Genomic DNA, 20,110 nt, shown 5'->3' with positions numbered 1-20,110 from the left:
GACCTGATGCTATCCCCCATTTGCGCGATGCTCGGCATCGAATTCCCCCTCCTCGCCTTCTCGCACTGCCGCGACGTCGTGGTCGCGGTGTCGAAGGCGGGCGGCATGGGCGTCTTCGGCGCTGCCTCGCTCCCGCCCGAACGGCTCGAGGAGGAACTGGCGTGGATCGACGAGCATATCGGCGGGCGCCCCTATGGCGTCGACCTGATCGTTCCGAACAGTTTCGCCGGCAAGGGCGAGGAAAAAGCCGCGCTGCCACCGATCCCGGACGAGCACAAAGCCTTCATTTCGGGGCTGCTGCAAAAGCATGGCGTCGATGACAGCGACCTGTCGCTGCCCGGCGCCGCACGTACCAGCCTCGGCGACAATATGTCCGATGCCGGCGCTGCCGCGCTGCTCGAAGTCGCCTTCCGCCACCCGATCGCCCTGATCGCCAACGCGCTCGGCGTGCCGCCGCCGCTGATGCTCGAACTCGGCAAGCGTAACAACGTCCCCGTCGCCGCGCTCGTCGGCACCCGCGACCATGCGCTGGCGCAGGTCCGCGCCGGGGTCGACATCCTCGTCGTCGCGGGCGGCGAAGCCGGCGGCCATTGCGGCGAAGTCGCGACGATGGTGCTCGTCCCCGAAGTCGCCGCCGCGGTCGAGGCGGTCGGCGCGAACACCCCGATCCTCGCCGCGGGCGGCATCGTCACCGGGCGCCAGATGGCCGCCGCGATGGCGATGGGCGCGCATGGCGCCTGGACCGGCTCGGTGTGGCTGACCACCGCCGAGGCCGAGACCAATCCGGTGGTGAAGGAGAAGATGCTCGCCGCCTCGTCGCGCGACACGGTCCGCTCGAAAAGCCGCACCGGCAAACCCTCGCGCCAGCTCCGTTCGCCCTGGACCGACGCATGGGAAGCCGAAGGCGCGCCGAAACCGCTCCCGATGCCGCTCCAGTCACTGGTCAGCGAACCGGCGCTGCGCAAAGTCGATAAATTGTCCGAAGGCGGTCATGAGGGTGCGAAGCATCTCGCCACCTATTGGGTCGGTCAGGGGGTCGGGCTGATGAACGAGGCGATGGGCGCCGGGCAGGTGGTGCAGGAATTCAAAGAGGATTGGATCGCCGCCTGCGAACGGCTGAACGGCTTTATCGGCGACTAAAAAAATCCCCGCCGAAGCGGGGATTTTCCTTTATTCGCTGACGGTCGCCTTGACGATCTTGCCGGGCTCGCGCGGCGGCTCGCCCTTGGGCAGCGCGTCGACATTTTCCATGCCTTCGATCACTTCACCCCAGACGGTGTACTGCTTGTCGAGGAAACGCGCGTCGTCGAAGCAGATGAAGAACTGGCTGTTCGCGCTGTTCGGGTTCTGCGAACGCGCCATCGAGCACACGCCGCGAACATGCGGCTCGGCATTGAATTCCTGCGGCAGGTCGGGAAGCTTGCTGCCGCCCATGCCGGTGCCGGTCGGATCACCGCCCTGCGCCATGAAGCCGGGGATCACGCGGTGGAAGACGACGTCGTCGTAAAAGCCTTCGCCGGCGAGCTGGCTGATGCGCTCGACGTGCAACGGCGCGAGGTCGGGGCGCAGGCGGATGACGACATCGCCGGTCGACAGCGACAGGGTGAGGGTCTGTTCGGTCATGAAAAACTCCTGTGAAGCGGGATTGGCGGTCCCATAGCCAAGGGCGGCGCAGATGCCACGCAAATTTTGCCGATCATCGCGCACGTCGTTGCCTTCGCGGCGGGCCGGGACTAGGGGGAAGACCGGTTCGCAGCCGGGTTTTCCGGCATAGGTAAGGGAGGACCGCGCGATGGATAAACGCGAAGACTCCCTGCCCCCCGACGATGTGCTGGTCGATACCGCCCTGCCCGAAACCGAGCTCGACGAGGATGACCGGCTGAAACCAGAATTCGTCCGCGACGTCATCGAACTCGCCGAGGTCGGCGAAGCCGAAGCGGCGCGCGAGCGCATCGGCCGCCTGCATCCTGCCGACATCGCCGATCTGTTCGAACTCGCGCGCGCCGACGAGCGGCCGATGCTCGCCGCCGTCTTGGGTGACCTTCTATCCGCCGACGTGCTGGCGGAAATGAACGATTATGTGCGCGAGGAGCTGATCGACCTGCTCGCGCCGGAGCAAGTCGCCGAACTGGCGTCCGAGATGGATACCGACGACGCCGTCGCGATCATCGAGGACATGGAGGCGGACGACCAGCAGGCCGTCCTCGACGCGATGGAGCCCGAGGACCGGGCGGCGATCAAGGACGCGCTGTCCTTCCCGGAAGAGAGCGCCGGCCGCCTGATGCAGCGCGAGTTCGTTGCGGTGGCCGAGCATGTCACGGTCGGCGATGTCATCGACCGGCTGCGCGAGGATACCGACCTGACGAGCGATTTCTGGGAAATCTTCGTCGTCGATCCGATGCACAAACCCGTCGGCACTTGCCAGCTCAGCTGGATTTTGCGCACCCCGCGCGAGATTGCGATCAGCGACGTAATGAAACGCGAGCAGACGTTGATCCCGGTCGACATGGACCAGGAAGAGGTCGCGCTGCGCTTCCAGAAATATGCGCTGATCTCGGCGGCGGTCATCGACCGTTCGGGGCGGCTGGTCGGCATGATCACCGTCGACGATGTCGTCCATATCATCCAGGAAGAGGCGGGCGAGGATATTTTGCGCCTGTCGGGCGCCGGCGACGGCGACATCAACGAACCGATCCGCGAAACCTATGTGGCGCGCGTGCGCTGGCTGGTCGCCAATCTCGGCACCGCGCTCGTCGCCTCGTCGATCGTCGGCTTCTTCGGCGGCGCGATCGAACATATGGTCGCGCTCGCGGCACTGATGCCGATCGTCGCCGGGGTCGGCGGCAACGCCGGAACGCAGACGCTGGCGGTGACGGTGCGCGCGCTCGCGATGAACCAGCTGACCGATTCGAACAGCTGGCGCGCAGTACTCCGCGAGGTGAAGATCGCGCTGCTCAACGGCGGCACCATCGCACTGATCGCAGGGACGGCGACCGCGCTGTGGTTCGGCAATCCCCAGCTCGGCGGCGTCATCGCCGCCGCGATGATCGTGAACATCTTCGTCGCCGGCGTCGCCGGGGTCGCGATCCCGCTGTTGCTCGACCGGCTCGATCAGGATCCGGCAGTCGCGAGTTCGGTTTTCGTCACCATGACGACCGATTCCATGGGCTTTCTGGCCTTCCTCGGCCTCGCGGTGGCCAGCGGGCTTACCAGCCTGAACTGACAAAGCGCTGGAATCGCAAGCGATTCAAAAGAATCGAAAAAAATTTCCCCGTCCGCATTTTTTTCGGGAACTTATCCACCGCCTTGGCAGTTTCCCATATGAGCAGCGGTCATCGCCCCCCCGCAGCGCTGCTCAGCAACATTGGCCCGGTGCGTATTCCCTCCCCCCCCTCGAAGCGCGCCGGGCCATTTTGCACGCAGATTTCACGAGGTTCTGATCATGTCGAATGTCCGTATCGTTCTTGCCGCTTTGCTTGCCAGCTTTCTGGTCGCTGGCTGCAACACCGTGAAAGGTGTCGGCCGCGATATCGAGTCGGTTGGTCAGGCGGGAAGCGACGCGATTCACTGATCCCGTCGAGTCCTTACCCTAAACCTCTTCGAGAGGTTCGACAGGCGCCGTTTCGGCGCCTGTTTTGCGTCGGCGCTGGGTAAACCAGATCGCGAGTAGCGACAGCTCGTAAAGCAACACCAGCGGGACCGCGAGCAACAACTGGCTGACCGCGTCGGGCGGCGTGAAGATCGCCGCGATGAAGAAGGCGCCAACGATCATGTAGCGGCGCGCCGAAACCAGTTGGGCGCGTGTCACGATGCTCGAGCGCTCAAGCAGCATCAACAGGATCGGAAGCAGGAAGGCGATACCGAACGCCATGATGAACTGCATGATGAAACTGAGGTAATTGCCCGCCGAGGGAAGGGCTTCCTGGGTGATCCCGCCCATATTGCCCTGAAAACCAAGCAGGAACTTCAGTGCCACCGGGATGGTGATGAAATAGGCGAGACAGGCCCCTGCCGCGAACAGGATCGGCGTCGCGATCAGGAAAGGCAGCAAGGCCCGCTTTTCCTGCCGATAAAGCCCCGGCGCCACAAATTTCCAGAGCTGGTTGGCGATCACCGGAAAGGCGATCATCACGGCGGCGAACAGCGCGACCTTGATCTCGACGAAAAATGCCTCGCCGAGTTGGGTATAGATGAGTTTGCCCTGCCCGGCTGCGACCAGCGGCTGCACCAGCACGCTATAGATCGGCTTGGCGAAATAGAGGCAGACCGCGAAAGCGGCAGCCAGCGCCGCGAGCGACTTGAGCAACCGCGAGCGCAACTCGACCAGATGATCGAGCAAGGGCATCTTGCCGCCGGCGCCCTCCTCTTCCGCCGTCACCGGGGTTTCGACGCTCATGGAAGCGGGCCATCCTTCGGCGGGATGGCATGGGTCTCGGCGGGCTGCGCGGCGGCAGCCTGATCAGCCTCCGCGCTCGATTGCTCGGATGGCGTTTCGGCGGGGACACTCGCCGCCGAAATCATGGACGGGGCGCCATCGCCATCGACGCGCGGAAATTCGCGCATGATGGCTTCATTCTGCTCGCGCCACTTCTTCTCAAGTTCCTCGAGTTCGGCCTCGCGCATCATCGTGTCGAGACCCGAACGAAAATGACGCGCCATGCCGCGCGCCTTGCCGACCCATTTGCCGACGAAGCGCATCGCCTTGGGCAGGTCCTTGGGGCCGATGACCACCAAGGCCACCACCACGACGAGCAATAACTCGGTGGGCGCGACGTCGAACATCTACTAAACTTCCCCCAGCCGGCGGTCGGCGATCAGAGCTTGTCCTGTTCGCTGGTCGGCGTCGGCATCGGGGTGGCTTCGGGCGTGCGCTGCCCTTCGATGTGCTTCATCGGCGGGGCCGGCGTATCGTCGTCTGCCATGCCCTTCTTGAAGCTTTTCAATCCTTTGGCCACGTCGCCCATCATGTCGGAAAAACGGCCCTTGCCGAACAAGAGCAGCACGATGACACCGAGGATAAGCCAGTGAATCAGGCTGAATCCGCCCATGAAAAATCTCCTTTGCGCCCGACCCGAGCGTCTGTTGATGTCCTAATTAGGCGTCTTCGCCGTCTTTTACTAGGTCCAGTTCGCCCATCGCTTCCTCGAAAGCGAGATCGACCGGATCGAGCAGACCCGCCGCGCGCAGATCTTCGATGCCCGGCAAATCCTTGCGGCTGCTAAGTCCGAAATGCTGCAAAAATGCGTCGGTGGTCTTGTAGATGAGCGGGCGCCCCGGAACTTCGCGCCGGCCCGCCGGCGCGATCCACTCGGCCTCCATCAGCACGTCGAGCGTGCCCTTCGACGTCTGGACACCGCGAATTGCTTCGATTTCGGCGCGGCTGACCGGTTCGTGGTACGCCACGATGGCGAGCACCTCGGACGCGGCGCGCGACAATTTGCGCGGGTCGTCGCGTTCGCGGCGGAGCAAATGCGCCAGATCGGCAGGGGTCTGGAAATGCCAGTGACCGCCGCGCTCGACGAGTTCGATGCCGCTTCCCGCGTGGCGCGCGGCGATCGCATGGATCACCGCCTTGACGTCGGCCACCGGGATTTCCTCGGCAAAGCGCGCCGCGACTTGCCGTGCGTCGAGCGGTTCGTCGCTGGCGAACAGCATCGCCTCTATCGCACGTTCGCGGTCGTCGATCGTCATGTCGGTTGTTGTCCTATCTGGGCAGCCCTCAGATACAGCGGTTCGAAGGCCCCCTCCTGCTTCAGGTCGACGCGGCCCTGCCGCGCCAGTTCGAGCGCCGCGACGAAGCTGGACGCGATCGCCGAGCGGCGCAAGGGGCCGTCATAGTCGGGCGGCAGGAAATCGGCGAGTTCGGCCCAGTCGAGCTTGACCCCAATCAGCCGTCCAAGATGGTGCAACGCCGCGTCGAGCGTGATGACAGGGCGCCGCGACACGATATGGACCACCGGCTCGGTACGCAGCTTCACCTGCCCATAGGCCGACAGCAGGTCGTAGAGGCTCGCATCCCAGCGGCGCAACCTTACGTCACGCAGTCCCTCGGGCTTGGCGCGCAGGAACACGTCGCGCCCGACGCGATCGCGCGCGAGCAGGCGCGCCGCCGCTTCGCGCATCGCGGCCAGCCGCTGGAGCCGCAGTTGCAGGCGCAGGGCCAGCTCGTCCGGCGACGGATCCTCCAGCGGATCCTTGGGAAGCAGCAGCGCCGATTTGAGGTAAGCGAGCCACGCCGCCATCACCAGATAGTCGGCGGCGACCTCCAGCTTGGCGCGCATTTCGGTGATGAAGGTCAGATATTGCTCGACCAGCGCGAGAATCGAGATTTGCCGGAGGTCGACCTTCTGGCTGCGCGCCAGCGTGAGCAGCAGGTCGAGCGGGCCTTCCCAACTGTCGAGCGACAGCTGGAGCGCATCCTCACGCTCGGCCGCGGGCGCCACATCATAGTCGAGCGGCAGTTCCTCCATCGGCGGATCAGGCCCTCATCACGCCAGCGCCAGCAGCGCGTCGCGCTGGTCGACCAGCAGCGCGAACTGGCGTTCGTCGTGGGTGCCCGCGATGCGGTCCATCGCGCCTTCCAGCCGCGCCCGCGAAACGGTGCTGATCGGGTCGAGCGCGCGCGCGATGCCGATCATGTCGTCCATCTTACCCCAGCAATTGAGCGCGATGTCGCAGCCCGCCGCGACCGCCGCCGCCGCGCGCGAAGGAACGTCGCCCGAGAGCGCCTCCATGTCGAGATCGTCGCTCATCAGCAGCCCGTGGAAACCGATGCGCTGGCGGATCACGCTGTCGATGACGACCGGCGACATCGTCGCGGGCCGGTCGGGGTCCCAGGCGGTGAAGACGACATGGCAGGTCATCGCCATCGCCGCGTCGCGCAGCGCCGCGAAGGGGGCAAGGTCGGTCTGGAGGTCGCGGTCGAGCGCGGTGACCACCGGCAGTTCCTTGTGCGAATCGAGCAGCGCGCGGCCATGGCCGGGGATATGCTTGACGATGCCGACGACGCCGCCGTCCTGCAGCCCGCTCAGGATCGCGCGGCCGAGCGCGGCAACGCGCATCGGTTCGCTGCCGAGCGCGCGGTCGCCGATGACATCGCTCGCGCCGGGCTGGCGCACGTCGAGCAAAGGCAGGCAATCGACCGTAATACCGACTTCGGACAGCATCGATGCGAGCGCCATCGCGTTGAGCCGCGCCGCTTCGATCGCGCTCGCCGGCGCGCGTTCGTACAGCGCGTCGAACGCCGCCCCGCTCGGGAAAGCCGGCCATTCGGGCGATTTCATGCGCGCAACGCGACCGCCCTCCTGGTCGATCAGGATCGGCAGGTTTTCGCGCCCGTCGAGATCGCGCAATTCGTCGGTAAGCCTACGCAATTGCTGACGATTATCGATATTGCGCCCGAACAATATATAGCCCGCCGGGTCGCTGTCGCGAAAGAAGGCGCGCTCGTCGTCGGTGAGGCTGTGGCCCGACAGGCCGAAAATCGCGGGTATCATCGTGCGTCAACCTCCATCGGTCGGCACCCCCTCAGGCGCGTGCATGGCACAGCCCCTATATCGAACCAAAGTCCGCTGCGGCCAAGCGGGGCGAATCAGCGGACGACGACGCAATTTTCACCCGCCACGCGCAATTTTCCGCACAGGCTCTGGGCGTTGGCCGCCGTCCCGGCGACCGCGCGCAGGCGATAGACCTGGCCGCTGTCGACCGTCGCCGGCGACACCGACTTGGAAAGCTCGGACAGATAGGCAAAGCGTTTGGACAGGTTTGTCCAGGCCTTGGCCGCGGCCGCCTCGCTGCTGAACGCGCCGAGCTGGATCATCGCCGATCCCGAAGCCGCCGGTGCCGCCTTGGCCGGTTCGGCGGTCTTCGCCGAGGTCGCAGCGGGTTTGCCCTTGTCTTTGTCGGTGACGGTGCGCGCCGCTTTGGCGGCTGCGATCTTGTCGGCCTCGGCTTTCTTCGCGGCCTTGGAAGCGGCTTCGCGTTCGGCGGGGCTGGCGGCGGGTTCCTCAGGCATACGCGAGGCATCAACCTTGCCCGACGGCTCGGCGCCCTCGCTCGCGGCGAAACTCGCGTCGCCCTCGCCCTCGAAGGTCTTGGCGGCGTCATTCTTCGGCGCGACCTTGTAGTCGCCCTTTTGCGCGACGATCAGTTCGCCCTCACCGCGCGCCCCGCCATTCTGGATCCACCAGAGGCCTCCGAGAACCGCGCCGATCAGCAACAGGCCGCCGAGCACCATGACGAGCAGCCGGGTCGGCGAAACTTCACCGTCATCCTCGAACTCGTCGGCCGCTTCGAGCCAGGGCAGACGATCCTCGTCGCCCAGCCCCAGTCCGGCTTCGCCCTGCCCCTTGTCGCTGTCGCCCGCCATCAATGCATCTCCTCGAGCGCTTCCACACCCATCAGGTGGAGCCCGCCCCGGATAACCTGCCCGATTCCATCGGCCAAATAAAGGCGGGTCGCGGTCAATTCGGCGTCGTCGGCGATGATCACACGCGCCTCGGGCCGGTCGTTGCCCATATTCCACCAGGCGTGGAAGGCTGCGGCGACGTCGCCCAGATAAAAAGCGATCCGATGCGGCTCGCGCGCCGCCGCCGCCGATTCGACGATTCGCGGATATTGCGCGAGCAATTTCACCAGTCCCAGTTCCTGCTCGTCGAGCCGCGCGGGGTTCGGCTGTGCCGCCGCGATTCCCGCTTCGGCAACCTTGCGCTTCAACGACGCGATCCGCGCGTGGGCGTATTGGACATAGAAGACCGGGTTGTCGCGCGATGCCTCGACGACCTTCGCGAAGTCGAAGTCCATCTGCGCGTCGGCCTTGCGCGTGAGCATGGTGAAACGCACCGCGTCCTTGCCGACCTCGTCGACGATATCGGCGAGCGTGACGAAATTGCCCGCGCGCTTCGACATCTTGAACGGCTCGCCGTTCTTGAGCAGGCGGACCATCTGCACCAGCTTGACGTCGAACTTCTTCTTGCCCTCGGTCATCGCGGCGACCGCGGCCTTGATCCGCTTGACCGTACCGGCATGGTCGGCGCCCCAGATGTCGATCAGTTCGTCGGCAGTCTCGGCCTTCTGGAAATGATAGGCGAGATCGGCGCCGAAATAGGTCCAGCTGCCGTCCGATTTCTTGATCGGCCGATCCTGATCGTCGCCGAACCGCGTCGAGCGGAACAGCGGCAGTTCGATCGGCTCCCAATCTTCGGGCGTTTCGCCCTTCGGCGCTTCGAGCACGCCGTCATAGACGAGGTCGTGATCGCGCAGCCATTTTTCGGCGTCTGCCGGCTTGCCCGCCGCCTGCAGCTCGGCCTCGGACGAGAAGAGATTGTGATGGATGCCCAGCTTGGCAAGGTCAGCGCGGATCATGTCCATCATCGCGCTGACTGCCTCGGCACGGAACAGCCCAAGCCATGCGCTTTCGGGCGCACCGACGAAGCGGTCGCCATATTCGGTGGCCAGCTTCTGTGCGACGGGGATCAGATAATCGCCGGGATAAAGCCCCTCGGGCACCGCGCCGACATCATCGCCGAGCGCCTCGCGGTACCGCAGGTGCACCGACCGCGCGAGCACGTCGACCTGCGCTCCCGCGTCGTTGACATAATATTCGCGGATGACGTCATGCCCGACATATTCGAGCAGCGCGGCGAGCGCGTCGCCGACGACCGCGCCGCGGCAATGGCCGACGTGCATCGGCCCGGTCGGATTGGCGGAGACATATTCGACGTTGACCGTGCGCCCCTTCCCCATCGCCGAGCGGCCATAATCATCGCCGCTGGCGTGGATCAGCGCGAGTTCGGCGCGCCAGCTGTCGTCGGCGAGACGCAGGTTGATAAAGCCCGGTCCGGCGACACTCGCCTCGGTCACTTCGTCGAGCGCGCCGAGTTCGGCGACGAGCAGGTCGGCGAGCGCCCGCGGGTTCATGCCCGCGGGCTTGGCGAGCACCATCGCGGCGTTGGTCGCGACATCGCCGTGCGAGGGGTCGCGCGGCGGTTCGACGCTGATCGACGAACGATCGAGCCCGTCAGGAAGCGCGCCGCGCGCTACCAGCGCATCGAGGGCGGTGCCGATATGGGCGGAAAAACGGCTAAACAGGGTCACGGGCATGGCCTATCTTTGAACAAAGCTGCTGGCGCGCGCCCTATAGCAGCTTGGGCAACGCGAAAAGCCCTGCGTCGCCCGATGGCGCCGCAGGGCGAACCGAAGCGAACGGCGCGAAACGGCGCCGTCGCGATGCTTATCGTCGGACGTTATATTCGAGCTGGTCCTGCGTCAGCTGAAAGCCGACGAGCAGTTCGAAGCTGGCGCGCGCGACGGCGGCGCGGACCTCGGGGATGCTCAGCGGATCGATCGCGGCATCCTGGTCGCCCGCTTTGCGCTTACGCGTGATGCGTTCCATGATGTCGGCGGGCAACGTCGCCGCCGCGCGGTCGACATAGGCCGACGCCTGGCCGCGACCGGTGCCGCGGGTCTGGCCGTCGGCGAAGCTGACGGTCACCGCACCGATCCGCTTGGCGACGACGGCGGTGCCGCCCTGCACGACGGTCGAGAAATAGGGGATGGTCACCGAACGCGCCGGGCCGGCGTCGCGACGCGTCGCGACGACATCGAAACTGGCGAGCTGATAGACCTTCTCGCCGGTGTCGTTGCACTGGGGTGTCAGGTTGGTGATCGTCGCCACGACGTCGATCGCCGCCGCATCGCGGCTGGTCGCCGGGTCGAACAGCGTGACGTCGCCGGTCTGGAGCGGAACCGCCACCGCGGGGCAGGCCGACCGCGTCGCGGTGATGCCGACGCCGCCCGACAGGTCCAGCTCATTGTCCTTCGCGCAGCCCGCGACCGTCGCCATGGCCGCCGTGCCACACAGCACAGCCAGAAATTTACGCGACGGGGACGAAATGGGCATCATGATGGTCAAGGCTTTCCACTTGGCTGGGGCGACGAGGGCGATTGATCCCTGCTCCATGCGCGCCGCTTCTTATCGGGGCGATGAACGGGGCGCAACGGTGCGAAGTTGCTTTACCGCACCGCGGCCGCTGCGCTAGAGCGCCCGCGAGATGAACGCACCCCGTAATATACCCGCCGCAAATGGCAGCGAAGCGGCAGAACTGACGGTTTTGATCGCCGCGCCGCGCGGTTTTTGCGCCGGGGTCGACCGCGCGATCCGCATCGTCGAACTGGCGATCGATCGCTATGGCGCGCCCGTCTATGTGCGGCATGAGATCGTCCATAACCGCTATGTCGTCGATACGCTTAAGGCCAAGGGCGCGATTTTCGTCGAATCGCTCGAACAGGTTCCCGACGGCGTGCCAGTCGTGTTCAGCGCCCATGGCGTGCCCAAGGCGGTCCCCGCCAAGGCCGAGGCACGCGGACTCGATTACATCGACGCGACCTGCCCCCTGGTGTCGAAAGTCCATCGCCAGGCCGAACGCGCGTATGAAAGCGGCCGCCACATCATTTTCGTCGGCCATGCCGGCCACCCCGAGGTGATCGGGACGCTGGGGCAATTGCCCGAGGGGGCCATGACCCTGGTCGAATCGGTCGACGATGTTGCCGCGCTGTCGCCGCCCGATCCCGAAATGCTGTCCTTCCTGACCCAGACAACCCTCTCGGTCGACGACACCCGCGACATCATCACGGCGCTCCAGCACCGCTTTCCCGCGATCGCAGGACCGCGCGGCGAAGATATATGTTATGCGACGTCGAACCGGCAGGAAGCGGTGAAGGCGATCGCCGGCCGCTGCGACCGCATGATCGTGATCGGTGCGCCCAACAGCTCGAACAGCGTGCGACTGGTCGAGGTCGCCGAACGCATGGGCACGCCCGCGCATCTCGTCCAGCGCGGCGGCGACATCGACCCCGCATGGCTGGCCGATATCGGCACGCTCGGCATCACCGCCGGCGCCAGCGCGCCCGAGCAACTGGTGCGCGAGGTCATCGACGCGGTCGCGGCACACCGCCCGATCATCGAAGATGTAGTGGTAACCGCCGAAGAGAATATGGTGTTCAAGCTGCCGCGTGGCCTCGAGCCGGCAGCGGCCTGATGGCGGTCTATACCGGGGTCGACCCCGACGATCTCGCCGCGCTCGTCGCCCGCTACGACATCGGCACCGTCCTGTCGTGCAAAGGGATCGCCGAGGGCGTCGAAAACAGCAATTTCCTGCTCGAAACCACCGCCGGGCGGTTCATCCTGACCCTCTATGAAAAGCGGGTGAAGGTCGAAGAACTGCCCTTCTTCGTCGACCTGCTCGCTCATCTCGCCGCCAGCGGCTGCGCGGTGCCGCCGATGATCCGCGACCGCGACGGCCTTGCGATCCAGCGCATCTCGGATCGCGCCGCCTGCATCATCCAGTTCCTGCCCGGCATTTCGCTGAACCATCCGACACCGGGACAGTGCGCTTCGGCGGGTGCGGCACTGGGCGGCATGCATGGCGCCTTGGCGAACTATGCGGGCGGACGCGAAAACAGCATGGGGCATCGTCACTGGCGCGCCATCGCCGAGGCAACCGGTGACCTCGATGCGGTGCGCCCCGGCCTCGCCGCGATCGTCGGCGATGAACTCGACTATCTCGACGCGCACTGGCCGACCGATTTGCCGGCGCATGTCATCCATGCCGATCTGTTTCCCGATAATGTGCTGATGCTCGGCGACCGCGTCACCGGGCTGATCGACTTCTATTTCGCCGCGACCGATTTCCGCGCTTATGACGTCGCGGTCACCCATGCGAGCTGGACCTTTTCGGCTGACGGCACGCGGTGCGACGCGGCCCGCGCCAAGGCGCTGATGCGCGGCTATGCCGGCGCGATCACGCTCAGCGATACGGAACAGGCGGCGCTGCCCCTCCTCGCCCGCGGCGCATCGCTGCGCTTCCTGCTCACCCGCGCGCACGACTGGGTGCATACCCCCGCCGATGCGCTGGTGACGCGCAAGGATCCCTCGCCGTTCCTCGAACGGCTGCGCCGCTATCAGGCTGCCGACGCCGACAGCCTCTTCGCCGCCGCATGACCGAGGCGGTGGGCAAAACGGTGATCGTCGCGACCGACGGCGCGTGCAAGGGCAACCCCGGCCCGGGCGGCTGGGGGGCGGTGCTGCGCTGGGGCGACGTGGTGAAGACCCTGTCGGGCGGCGAACCCGATACGACGAACAACCGCATGGAAATGATGGCGGCGATCGAGGCGCTGGCGGCGCTCAAACGGCGGTGCAACGTCGAGCTGTCAACCGACAGCGTCTATGTTCGCGACGGTATTACCAAATGGGTCTTCGGCTGGCAGAAAAACGGCTGGAAGACCGCGGCGAAAAAGCCGGTCGCCAATGCCGATCTGTGGCAGCGACTGGTCGCCGAGGCGGCGCGCCACCAGATCGAGTGGCTGTGGGTCAAGGGCCATTCCGGGCACCCCGACAACGAACTCGCCGACCAGCTCGCCAGCGACGCCGCGCTGGACATCATGCGAAAGGCGCGGGCGCGCTGAACGCCCGCGCCCGATCGCTTATTCGGCTTCTTTGGTCTCGGCGCCCGGACCGTTCTTCTTGATCGATTCGATGGCGTTCACCGCGGACGCCTTGCTCGAATAGCCCTCGGTCCAGAACATCGTTTCGCTGTTATATTTGAAATAGGCGACAAACTCGCCGGCCTTGTTCTTCTTGATCTCGAAATAATGGGCCATCGGGGGTTCTCCAAAGATACAGCCGCCGGTCCGTGCGGCTAACCCATGTTAGCCCGGCGATTGCCGTGCGCAAGCGTGCCGTTGAGATATCAGGCGAAGCGTGCCCGCGCATAAGGCGATGGGTCGACGCGCGCGATCGCGCCGTCAGGCGCGGGCGCGCCAAGCTGCCAGGCGAGCAGACCCGCGATCGCGGGCGCGGTCTGGATGCCGAAACCGCCCTGCCCCGCGCACCAGACAAAACCCGGCACGTCGGGGTCGGGACCAAGGACCGCGAGCCGGTCGGGCGCAAAGCTGCGCAGTCCGGCCCATTTGCGCTCGACCGCCGCGATCGGCCAATCGACGACCGCCTGAAGCCGGTCGATCGCCAGAGCGACGTCGAGTTCCTCGGGCGCGGCGTCGCAGGGATCGCTCGGCGTCTCGTCGTGCGGGCTCAGCCAGATGCGCCCCTCGCCCTCGCCCTTGAAATAAAAATCACCACCGACATGCCCGATCAGCGGCAGCGCGGCGGGTGTAGGAACCCCGAGCCGGACCTGCGCGATCGTGCGGCGATAGGGACGGATACCGACCGGCGCGACGTCGCAAGCACGGGCGACCGCGTCGGCCCAGGCGCCCGCGGCGTTGACGATCAGCGCGGCGCGGATTGTGCCCTGGCCGGTTTCCACCCTCCAGCCGCCTTGTTCGCGGTGCGCCGAAACGAGCGGCGTGCGCACCGACAGCAGTGCTCCTGCCCGCTTCGCCGCGCGCAGATAGGCGGCATGCAAGCCGCCAACGTCGATGTCCCGGCATGACGGCTCGAACGCCGCCTCGCTCCAGTCGGGGCGAAGCCCGGGGATATGATCGGCAAGCGCGGCGGCCGACAGGCGCGACACCGCGACACCCTGCGCCTCGAACGCGGCGACAAAGGCATCGACTGCCGCGGCCTCGTCGCGACGCCCGATCATCACCGCTGTGCGCGGCAAGAGGAAGGGGCGATCCGAAAAATCGGGATGCGGGTGGGCGAGCGCTTCGAAGGACGCCGCCGTCAGCGGCTGGACGCCGGTTCCGCCATAGCTTTCCTGCCAAAAAGCCGCCGAGCGGCCCGTCGCATGATATCCAGGTACATCCTCTGCTTCAATCATCAGCACACGCCGATGCAACGCGAGCCCGGCGGCGAGGCTGGCGCCCGCGATCCCAGCGCCGACGATCAGGACGTCGATGTCGGAAGGGAGAGCGCTGTTCATGCCCCGCCGCATATCTTCTGGGTCCCGGAATGCAAGCATGCGCGGCGCTCGACATGGTTACTATTTGGTAAGCCATGACCTCTATGGGATCGGGGCATGAACGGCCATGTTCCTCAGTTGATCCTGATGCTGCTCGCGGCGATCCTGATGATCTGCTCGGCGATCAGCGATCTGCGCTGGCGCGAGATTTCGAACGGCCTCAATGGTCTTATCGCCATCCTCGCCATTCCCTTCTGGTTTGCCGCCGGATGGCCGCTGTGGCCCGATCTCGTGATTCTCGTGGGGGTTGCCGCCACGATCTTCGCCGCTTTCCTGGTGATGTACATGTTCAACGCCATGGGTGGGGGCGACGTGAAAAACGTCTTTGCCGTATTCCTGTGGGTGCCGGTTCCGCTGACGATGCCGTCACTGATGGTGATGGCGCTGTCCGGGGCGGCGGTGTCGGCCGCCATGCTCGTCTGGCAGATCGTCAAGCGTCCGGAGGCCAAGCCGCAGGTCCCCTATGGCGTTGCGATCGCCGCTGCGGGCCTTTGGGCGCTTCACCAACAATATCTTAACCAGTTTCAGGCTATCGCATCGAGTTGAGGGCAAGCACCGCCGCGTCTGGCGAGTGTTAGGAGGCGAAAAATCGTCATGGATACGCGAAAGATAATGCTGATCGTCGGCGCGCTGGTCATTGCGATCGGGGCGGCGTTCGGGGTCAACCAGATGATGCGCGGCGCGGCGGCTCCGCAGGCGCGCGCCGCCGCGGCGCCGGACGTCCAGGGCCCGATGATTCTGGTGGCAACCCGCCAGCTGCCCGTCGGGACGATTATCGGCCCCGACAGCTTCCGTTTCCAGCCTTGGCCCAAGGAACTGGTCGAGAAGGCCTATTTCCTGAAAGAGAAGACCGACGTGAACGGCCTTGTCGGCACTGTGGTTCGCTATCCGATCACCGCCGGCCAGCCGCTGACCCAGGGCGCGCTCGTCCATCCCGACGATCGCGGCTTCCTCGCCGCGGCGCTTGGGCCGGGCATGCGCGCGGTGACCGTCAAGGTCAGCCAGGAACAGGGCGTCGCCGGCTTCGTCTTCCCGGGCGACCGCGTCGACGTGGTGCTGGCCCAGGAAATCAAGGTCAAGGAAGGCAGCGCCTATCCCGACGACCAACTGTTCACCGCCGAAACGATCGTGCGCAACGTCCGCGTGCTCGCCACCGACCAGCGCTATGACGCCGAGGATGAGACGGGCAAGACCCCGGTTCGCACCTTCGGCTCGGTGACGCTCGAAGCGACGCCCGAGATCGCCGAAAAGATCGCCGTTGCACAGGACATGGGCAAATTGTCGCTCGCCCTGCGCCCGCTGGCCGAAAGCGCCGGCGAACTCGACGCCGCGATCGCTTCAGGCGAAATCAACGTGCCGACCAAGGGCGGCACCGCCGCCGAAAAGAAGATGATGGCCGAAGCCGCCGCACGCCCGACCTCGGGTCGTGGCTCGGCGACCACCGGCGGCGATGTGTCGCGCTTCTGGGTCCCAGTCAGCGGCCGCGTGTCGGCACCACGCCAGCAGCCGAACAACAACTACGGCGGCGGACAGAACTCGAATTATGGAGGTGCAGCACCGGCCGCACCCCGCGGTCCGATCGTGCGGGTGACGCGCGGCGAAAAAGTGACCGAAGTTCCGGTTGGGGGTAAGTAAGATGAGCAGCAAACCCAAGTTCAAGGCAGCGGCGCTGGCCCGCACCCTGGCCATCGGCCTGGTGGCAGCCACGCTGGTAACGGCCCCCGCCCACCAGGCGTTGGCACAAGCGGTCCAGAATGCCAGCAGCAGCGTCGACCTGTCGGTGGGACGCGGCCGGCTGATCAGTCTTCCCGCCGCGATGACCGACGTTTTCGTCGCCAACGACGAAGTCGCCGACGTTCAGGTCCGCTCGAGCCGCCAGCTCTACATCTTCGGCAAGAAGCCGGGCGAAACGAGCATCTATGCCACCGACGCCAGCGGCCGGGTCGTCTATTCGACCGTCGCGCGCGTCGGCAACAATATCGAGACCATCGACCAGATGCTTTCGCTGGCGATGCCCGAGGCGACGATTTCGGCGAACACGATGAACGGCTTTGTGCTGCTCACCGGCACCGTCCAGTCGCCTGACGACGCCGCCGAGGCCGAGCGGCTGGTCCAGGCCTTTGTCGGCGACCAGACCAAGGTCCTTTCGCGTCTGCGCACCGCGACGCCGCTGCAGGTCAACCTGCAGGTCCGCATCGCGGAGGTGAACCGCTCGCTGGTCAAGGAAATCAGCGGCAACCTGCTGACCCGCGACAAGGACGGCCCGTTGGGGAACGGTTTCCTCGGCGGCGTGTTCGGCGGTCGGTCCGCCGGCGAGATCAACTATCCGCTAGCCCCGACCGCAGTTTTTCCAGGCAGCCCGGTTCCGCGACCGTATAACCCGGTGACGGGGCAGCCGATCGATACGATTTATCAGGGTACGACCTACGGCATCTCCAATCCGGCCGGCATCCGTAGCCTCGCCGGCGCGGGTCGCCTGTTCGGCCTCGACCTGATCGCCTCGCTCGATGCGGGCGAACGTTCGGGCATGGTCGTGACGCTGGCGCAGCCGAACCTCACCGCGATTTCGGGTGAAACCGCCGACTTCCTTGCCGGCGGCGAATTCCCGGTCCCGATTCCCGGCAACTTCGCCGGCACGACGATCGAATATCGCAAATATGGCGTCAGCCTGGCCTATACGCCGACGGTGCTGTCAAACGGCCGGATCAGCCTGCGCGTTCGCCCGGAAGTGTCGGAACTGTCGACCGAAGGCGCGATCGAACTGCAGGGCTTCCAGGTTCCCGCACTGACCGTCCGCCGCGCCGAGACGACCGTCGAACTGGGATCGGGCGAAAGCTTCATGATCGCCGGGCTGATGAACAATCGTTCGATCGGGGCCATCGACAAGATGCCGGGGCTTGGCGACATGCCGCTTCTCGGCATGCTCTTCAAATCGGACAGCTTCCGCCGCGGCGAGACCGAACTGGTCATCATCGTGACGCCCTATCTGGTCCAGCCGGTCTCGGCCAACGACATCAAGCTGCCCACCGACGCCTATCAGGATGCCAACGATGCCGCGCGCCTGCTCATCAACCAGACGAGCAACGGCGTGACCGGCGGCGACCGCCCCAAGCCGCGCCTCGACACCTCGCCAGCCGACGCCGATCGCCTGCGCGCCGGGGCCGATGTGTCGCCGGGCTTCAGCATCAAGTGACGCGCTGGTTTTCAGGAGCAAGATTATGAACAAGATCGCAACTTGGACGACCCTCGCAATAGCCGCGACGCTCGCCGGCTGCACGGGCGGCGCCCATTCCAATACGGGTCTCGATTCGGTCCATCAGCCGATCGTCCGCAACAGCATTTATCAATTCGATGTCGCAACCAGCGGCGGCGAATTGCCGCCGAGCGAACAGGGACGCCTGCAAGGCTGGCTCGACGCGATGGGGGTGCGTTATGGTGATCGCATTTCGATCGAGGATCCTTCGCCCTATGGCGCAAGCGTGGCCCAGGCGTCGATCCGCGCGATGATCGAACGCCGCGGCATGCTGCTCAGCAACGCCGTTCCGGTCACCACCGGCACGGTGGCGCCCGGCAGCCTGCGTGTCGTCGTCACCCGTGCGACCGCTTCAGTCCCAGGATGCCCCGATTGGTCGAGCAAGTCGTCGATCAATTTCAACAATGCGACCTCGTCCAACTATGGTTGCGCGACGAACAGCAATCTCGCCGCGATGGTCGCCGATCCGAACGACCTGATCAAGGGCGCCAGCAGCGACCGTCAGGATCCCGCGTCGGCGACGCGCGCGATCAAGACCTACCGCGAGAGGCCGCCCACGGGCGCCGGCGAACTCAAACAGACGTCAACCAGCGGGGGAGGCAACCAGTGAACGCGCCATTTAAAATTGCCGGCTTGCGCGAACCCTTCAACGCCTTCGTGTGCGATGATGATACGCTGGAGTTGATCCGCGCGGCCGCCAACGACATGGGCTGGCCTATCGAGAAGTGCAACAAGGGCGGCCTGCGCAACGCGGTCCAGTCGCTGTCGGTCTCGGCGAGCCCGAACATCCTGTTCGTCGACATGTCCGAATCGGGCGATCCGATCAACGACATCAACGCGCTGGCCGAAGTCTGCGAGCCCGGTACGGTGGTGATCGCTGCCGGCCAAGTGAACGACGTGCGCCTGTATCGCGACCTGCTGTCGAGCGGAATCCAGGACTATCTGCTCAAGCCGCTGTCACTCGACCAAGTCCGCGAATCGCTGACGATGGCACAGGCGATACTGTCCGCACCGAAGCATGCCGACATGATGGACGACAAGCCGCATCACATGATGGCGGTAGTTGGCGTTCGCGGCGGCGTCGGCGCCTCGCTCGTATCGACATCGCTCGCTTGGGCGATGAGCGAACAGGCCGGTCGCCAGACGGCGTTGCTCGACCTCGACATCCATTTCGGGACCGGCGCGCTGACCCTCGACCTCGAACCGGGCCGTGGGCTGATCGACGCGATCGACAATCCGAGCCGCATCGACGGCCTGTTCATCGAACGCGCGATGGTGCGGGCATCGGACAAGCTCAGCCTGCTGTCGGCCGAGGCACCGATCCACCAGCCCGTGATGACCGACGGTTCGGCCTTTTTCCAGCTGGAAGAAGAATTGCGCAACGCATTCGAGATGACGATCGTCGACATCCCGCGCCACGTGTTGATCCCCTTCCCGCACCTTGTGTCGGAAGTCGGAACGATCCTGCTGGTCGCCGACGTGACGCTCGCCTCGGCGCGCGACACGATCCGGATCCTGTCTTGGTTCAAGCAAAACGTACCGGGTGCCCGCGTCATCCTGGTCGCCAACAAGTTCCAGACCGCAATCGGCGAGCTGTCGCGCAAGGAGTTCGAATCGTCGATCGAACGCCAGATCGACATCGTGATTCCGTTCGACCCCAAATTGGTCAGCCAGTCAGCAAAGCTTGGCAAATCCTACGCCGAGATTTGCAAGGGCACCAAGGCCAGCGCGGTGTGGAACCAGTTGATGCGGCTTATCCTCGATGGCGCGGACACCGAGGCTGATGAGGCCGTGGCACCGTCCGCCAAAGGCAAGTCGGGCGCCTCGCTGCTCGGCAAGCTTGGTGGGATCGGCGGCATGATGGCCAAAAAGGGCACGAAATAAGGACGATGGCGGCCGGGTGACCGGTCGCCAGCCGGCCTTGGGACGAGAAGCGGAC

The 20,110-nt window shown here is 65.5% G+C and carries 23 protein-coding genes; 11 read left to right on the top strand and 12 right to left on the bottom strand.

The features are described from left to right. The first annotated feature begins 6 nt into the window (after positions 1-6). Positions 7-1,140: an NAD(P)H-dependent flavin oxidoreductase gene (locus AC3WS4_RS11420; protein WP_492738653.1), complete on the top strand. Its 1,134-nt coding sequence runs from the start codon at positions 7-9 to the stop codon at positions 1,138-1,140. A gap of 30 nt (positions 1,141-1,170) precedes the next feature. Here AC3WS4_RS11420 and AC3WS4_RS11415 read toward each other — a convergent pair whose 3' ends face one another. Further along, on the bottom strand, positions 1,171-1,623 hold the full coding sequence (locus AC3WS4_RS11415) for a peptidylprolyl isomerase (protein WP_056347909.1): 453 nt from the start codon (positions 1,621-1,623) through the stop codon (positions 1,171-1,173). 169 nt (positions 1,624-1,792) lie between these two features. On the opposite strand from AC3WS4_RS11415, the gene mgtE reads away from it, so the two are divergent. Both mgtE and AC3WS4_RS11405 read left to right on the top strand, forming a co-directional pair. Continuing rightward, complete coding sequence (gene mgtE / locus AC3WS4_RS11410; RefSeq protein ID WP_492738655.1) at positions 1,793-3,223, top strand: magnesium transporter; 1,431 nt, start codon at positions 1,793-1,795, stop codon at positions 3,221-3,223. Between the two features lie 219 nt (positions 3,224-3,442). Next, entirely contained in the window at positions 3,443-3,571 is a 129-nt protein-coding gene (locus tag AC3WS4_RS11405; RefSeq protein WP_056347913.1) for an entericidin A/B family lipoprotein, read from the top strand. Between the two features lie 18 nt (positions 3,572-3,589). Here the strand turns inward: AC3WS4_RS11405 and tatC are convergent, their stop codons facing one another. The 9 genes from tatC to AC3WS4_RS11360 all read right to left on the bottom strand — a co-directional run bounded on the left by tatC (position 3,590) and on the right by AC3WS4_RS11360 (position 10,903). Next, positions 3,590-4,396: a twin-arginine translocase subunit TatC gene (tatC, locus tag AC3WS4_RS11400; protein WP_056347915.1), complete on the bottom strand. Its 807-nt coding sequence runs from the start codon at positions 4,394-4,396 to the stop codon at positions 3,590-3,592. Next, the gene (gene tatB, locus AC3WS4_RS11395; RefSeq protein ID WP_492738658.1) at positions 4,393-4,782 is read right to left on the bottom strand and encodes a Sec-independent protein translocase protein TatB; all 390 of its coding nucleotides are present in this window, start codon (positions 4,780-4,782) and stop codon (positions 4,393-4,395) included. Before tatB ends, tatC begins: the two co-directional genes overlap by 4 nt. 32 nt (positions 4,783-4,814) lie before the next feature. After that, positions 4,815-5,048 carry a twin-arginine translocase TatA/TatE family subunit gene (locus AC3WS4_RS11390; RefSeq protein ID WP_056347917.1) on the bottom strand — a complete coding sequence of 78 codons (234 nt, stop codon included), beginning with the start codon at positions 5,046-5,048 and terminating at the stop codon, positions 4,815-4,817. Positions 5,049-5,094: 46 nt separating this feature from the next. Continuing rightward, a complete protein-coding gene (scpB, locus tag AC3WS4_RS11385) occupies positions 5,095-5,691 on the bottom strand; it encodes an SMC-Scp complex subunit ScpB (RefSeq protein WP_056347919.1) in 597 nt (198 codons plus the stop codon). Beyond that, a complete protein-coding gene (locus tag AC3WS4_RS11380; RefSeq protein ID WP_056347921.1) occupies positions 5,688-6,470 on the bottom strand; it encodes a segregation and condensation protein A in 783 nt (260 codons plus the stop codon). The genes scpB and AC3WS4_RS11380 overlap by 4 nt, the downstream gene beginning before the upstream one ends. Before the next feature lie 18 nt (positions 6,471-6,488). Next, entirely contained in the window at positions 6,489-7,496 is a 1,008-nt protein-coding gene (gene nagZ / locus AC3WS4_RS11375; protein ID WP_492738661.1) for a beta-N-acetylhexosaminidase, read from the bottom strand. A gap of 95 nt (positions 7,497-7,591) precedes the next feature. Next, the gene (locus AC3WS4_RS11370) at positions 7,592-8,368 is read right to left on the bottom strand and encodes an SPOR domain-containing protein (RefSeq protein WP_492738663.1); all 777 of its coding nucleotides are present in this window, start codon (positions 8,366-8,368) and stop codon (positions 7,592-7,594) included. Beyond that, positions 8,368-10,095: an arginine--tRNA ligase gene (gene argS, locus AC3WS4_RS11365; protein ID WP_492738665.1), complete on the bottom strand. Its 1,728-nt coding sequence runs from the start codon at positions 10,093-10,095 to the stop codon at positions 8,368-8,370. Before argS ends, AC3WS4_RS11370 begins: the two co-directional genes overlap by 1 nt. 136 nt (positions 10,096-10,231) lie before the next feature. Then, positions 10,232-10,903, bottom strand: coding sequence for a hypothetical protein (locus AC3WS4_RS11360; protein WP_187140763.1), 672 nt, complete (start codon positions 10,901-10,903; stop codon positions 10,232-10,234). A 148-nt stretch (positions 10,904-11,051) separates the two neighbouring features. Here AC3WS4_RS11360 and ispH point away from each other — a divergent pair, with 148 nt between their 5' ends. From ispH to rnhA, 3 genes are read left to right on the top strand one after another with little or no spacing between them, the layout of a single operon-like run. Next, positions 11,052-12,038, top strand: coding sequence for a 4-hydroxy-3-methylbut-2-enyl diphosphate reductase (gene ispH, locus AC3WS4_RS11355; protein ID WP_187140682.1), 987 nt, complete (start codon positions 11,052-11,054; stop codon positions 12,036-12,038). Then, positions 12,038-13,000 (top strand): homoserine kinase, encoded by a 963-nt coding sequence (gene thrB, locus AC3WS4_RS11350; protein WP_492738667.1) that lies wholly within the window; start codon positions 12,038-12,040, stop codon positions 12,998-13,000. Before ispH ends, thrB begins: the two co-directional genes overlap by 1 nt. Then, positions 12,997-13,464 carry a ribonuclease HI gene (gene rnhA, locus AC3WS4_RS11345; protein WP_492738669.1) on the top strand — a complete coding sequence of 156 codons (468 nt, stop codon included), beginning with the start codon at positions 12,997-12,999 and terminating at the stop codon, positions 13,462-13,464. Before thrB ends, rnhA begins: the two co-directional genes overlap by 4 nt. A gap of 18 nt (positions 13,465-13,482) precedes the next feature. Here the strand turns inward: rnhA and AC3WS4_RS11340 are convergent, their stop codons facing one another. Continuing rightward, positions 13,483-13,659: a YegP family protein gene (locus AC3WS4_RS11340; RefSeq protein ID WP_082545046.1), complete on the bottom strand. Its 177-nt coding sequence runs from the start codon at positions 13,657-13,659 to the stop codon at positions 13,483-13,485. A gap of 89 nt (positions 13,660-13,748) precedes the next feature. Further along, positions 13,749-14,879: an NAD(P)/FAD-dependent oxidoreductase gene (locus AC3WS4_RS11335; RefSeq protein ID WP_492738671.1), complete on the bottom strand. Its 1,131-nt coding sequence runs from the start codon at positions 14,877-14,879 to the stop codon at positions 13,749-13,751. A gap of 96 nt (positions 14,880-14,975) precedes the next feature. On the opposite strand from AC3WS4_RS11335, the gene AC3WS4_RS11330 reads away from it, so the two are divergent. From AC3WS4_RS11330 to AC3WS4_RS11310, 5 genes are read left to right on the top strand one after another with little or no spacing between them, the layout of a single operon-like run. Continuing rightward, a complete protein-coding gene (locus AC3WS4_RS11330; protein WP_492738673.1) occupies positions 14,976-15,464 on the top strand; it encodes an A24 family peptidase in 489 nt (162 codons plus the stop codon). 48 nt (positions 15,465-15,512) lie between these two features. Next, positions 15,513-16,553 carry a Flp pilus assembly protein CpaB gene (cpaB, locus tag AC3WS4_RS11325; RefSeq protein ID WP_187140687.1) on the top strand — a complete coding sequence of 347 codons (1,041 nt, stop codon included), beginning with the start codon at positions 15,513-15,515 and terminating at the stop codon, positions 16,551-16,553. Between the two features lies 1 nt (position 16,554). Further along, positions 16,555-18,111: a type II and III secretion system protein family protein gene (locus AC3WS4_RS11320; RefSeq protein WP_056347940.1), complete on the top strand. Its 1,557-nt coding sequence runs from the start codon at positions 16,555-16,557 to the stop codon at positions 18,109-18,111. 25 nt (positions 18,112-18,136) lie between these two features. After that, entirely contained in the window at positions 18,137-18,781 is a 645-nt protein-coding gene (locus tag AC3WS4_RS11315) for a CpaD family pilus assembly protein (protein ID WP_492738676.1), read from the top strand. Further along, positions 18,778-20,055 (top strand): CpaE/TadZ family protein, encoded by a 1,278-nt coding sequence (locus tag AC3WS4_RS11310; RefSeq protein WP_492738678.1) that lies wholly within the window; start codon positions 18,778-18,780, stop codon positions 20,053-20,055. The genes AC3WS4_RS11315 and AC3WS4_RS11310 overlap by 4 nt, the downstream gene beginning before the upstream one ends. Positions 20,056-20,110: the final 55 nt, after the last annotated feature.

This window comes from Sphingopyxis sp. EU05-FHT14B03, assembly GCF_058790875.1.
The sequence above is the reverse complement of the archived record's forward strand: the minus strand, read 5'-3'. Positions and strand labels throughout refer to the sequence as shown.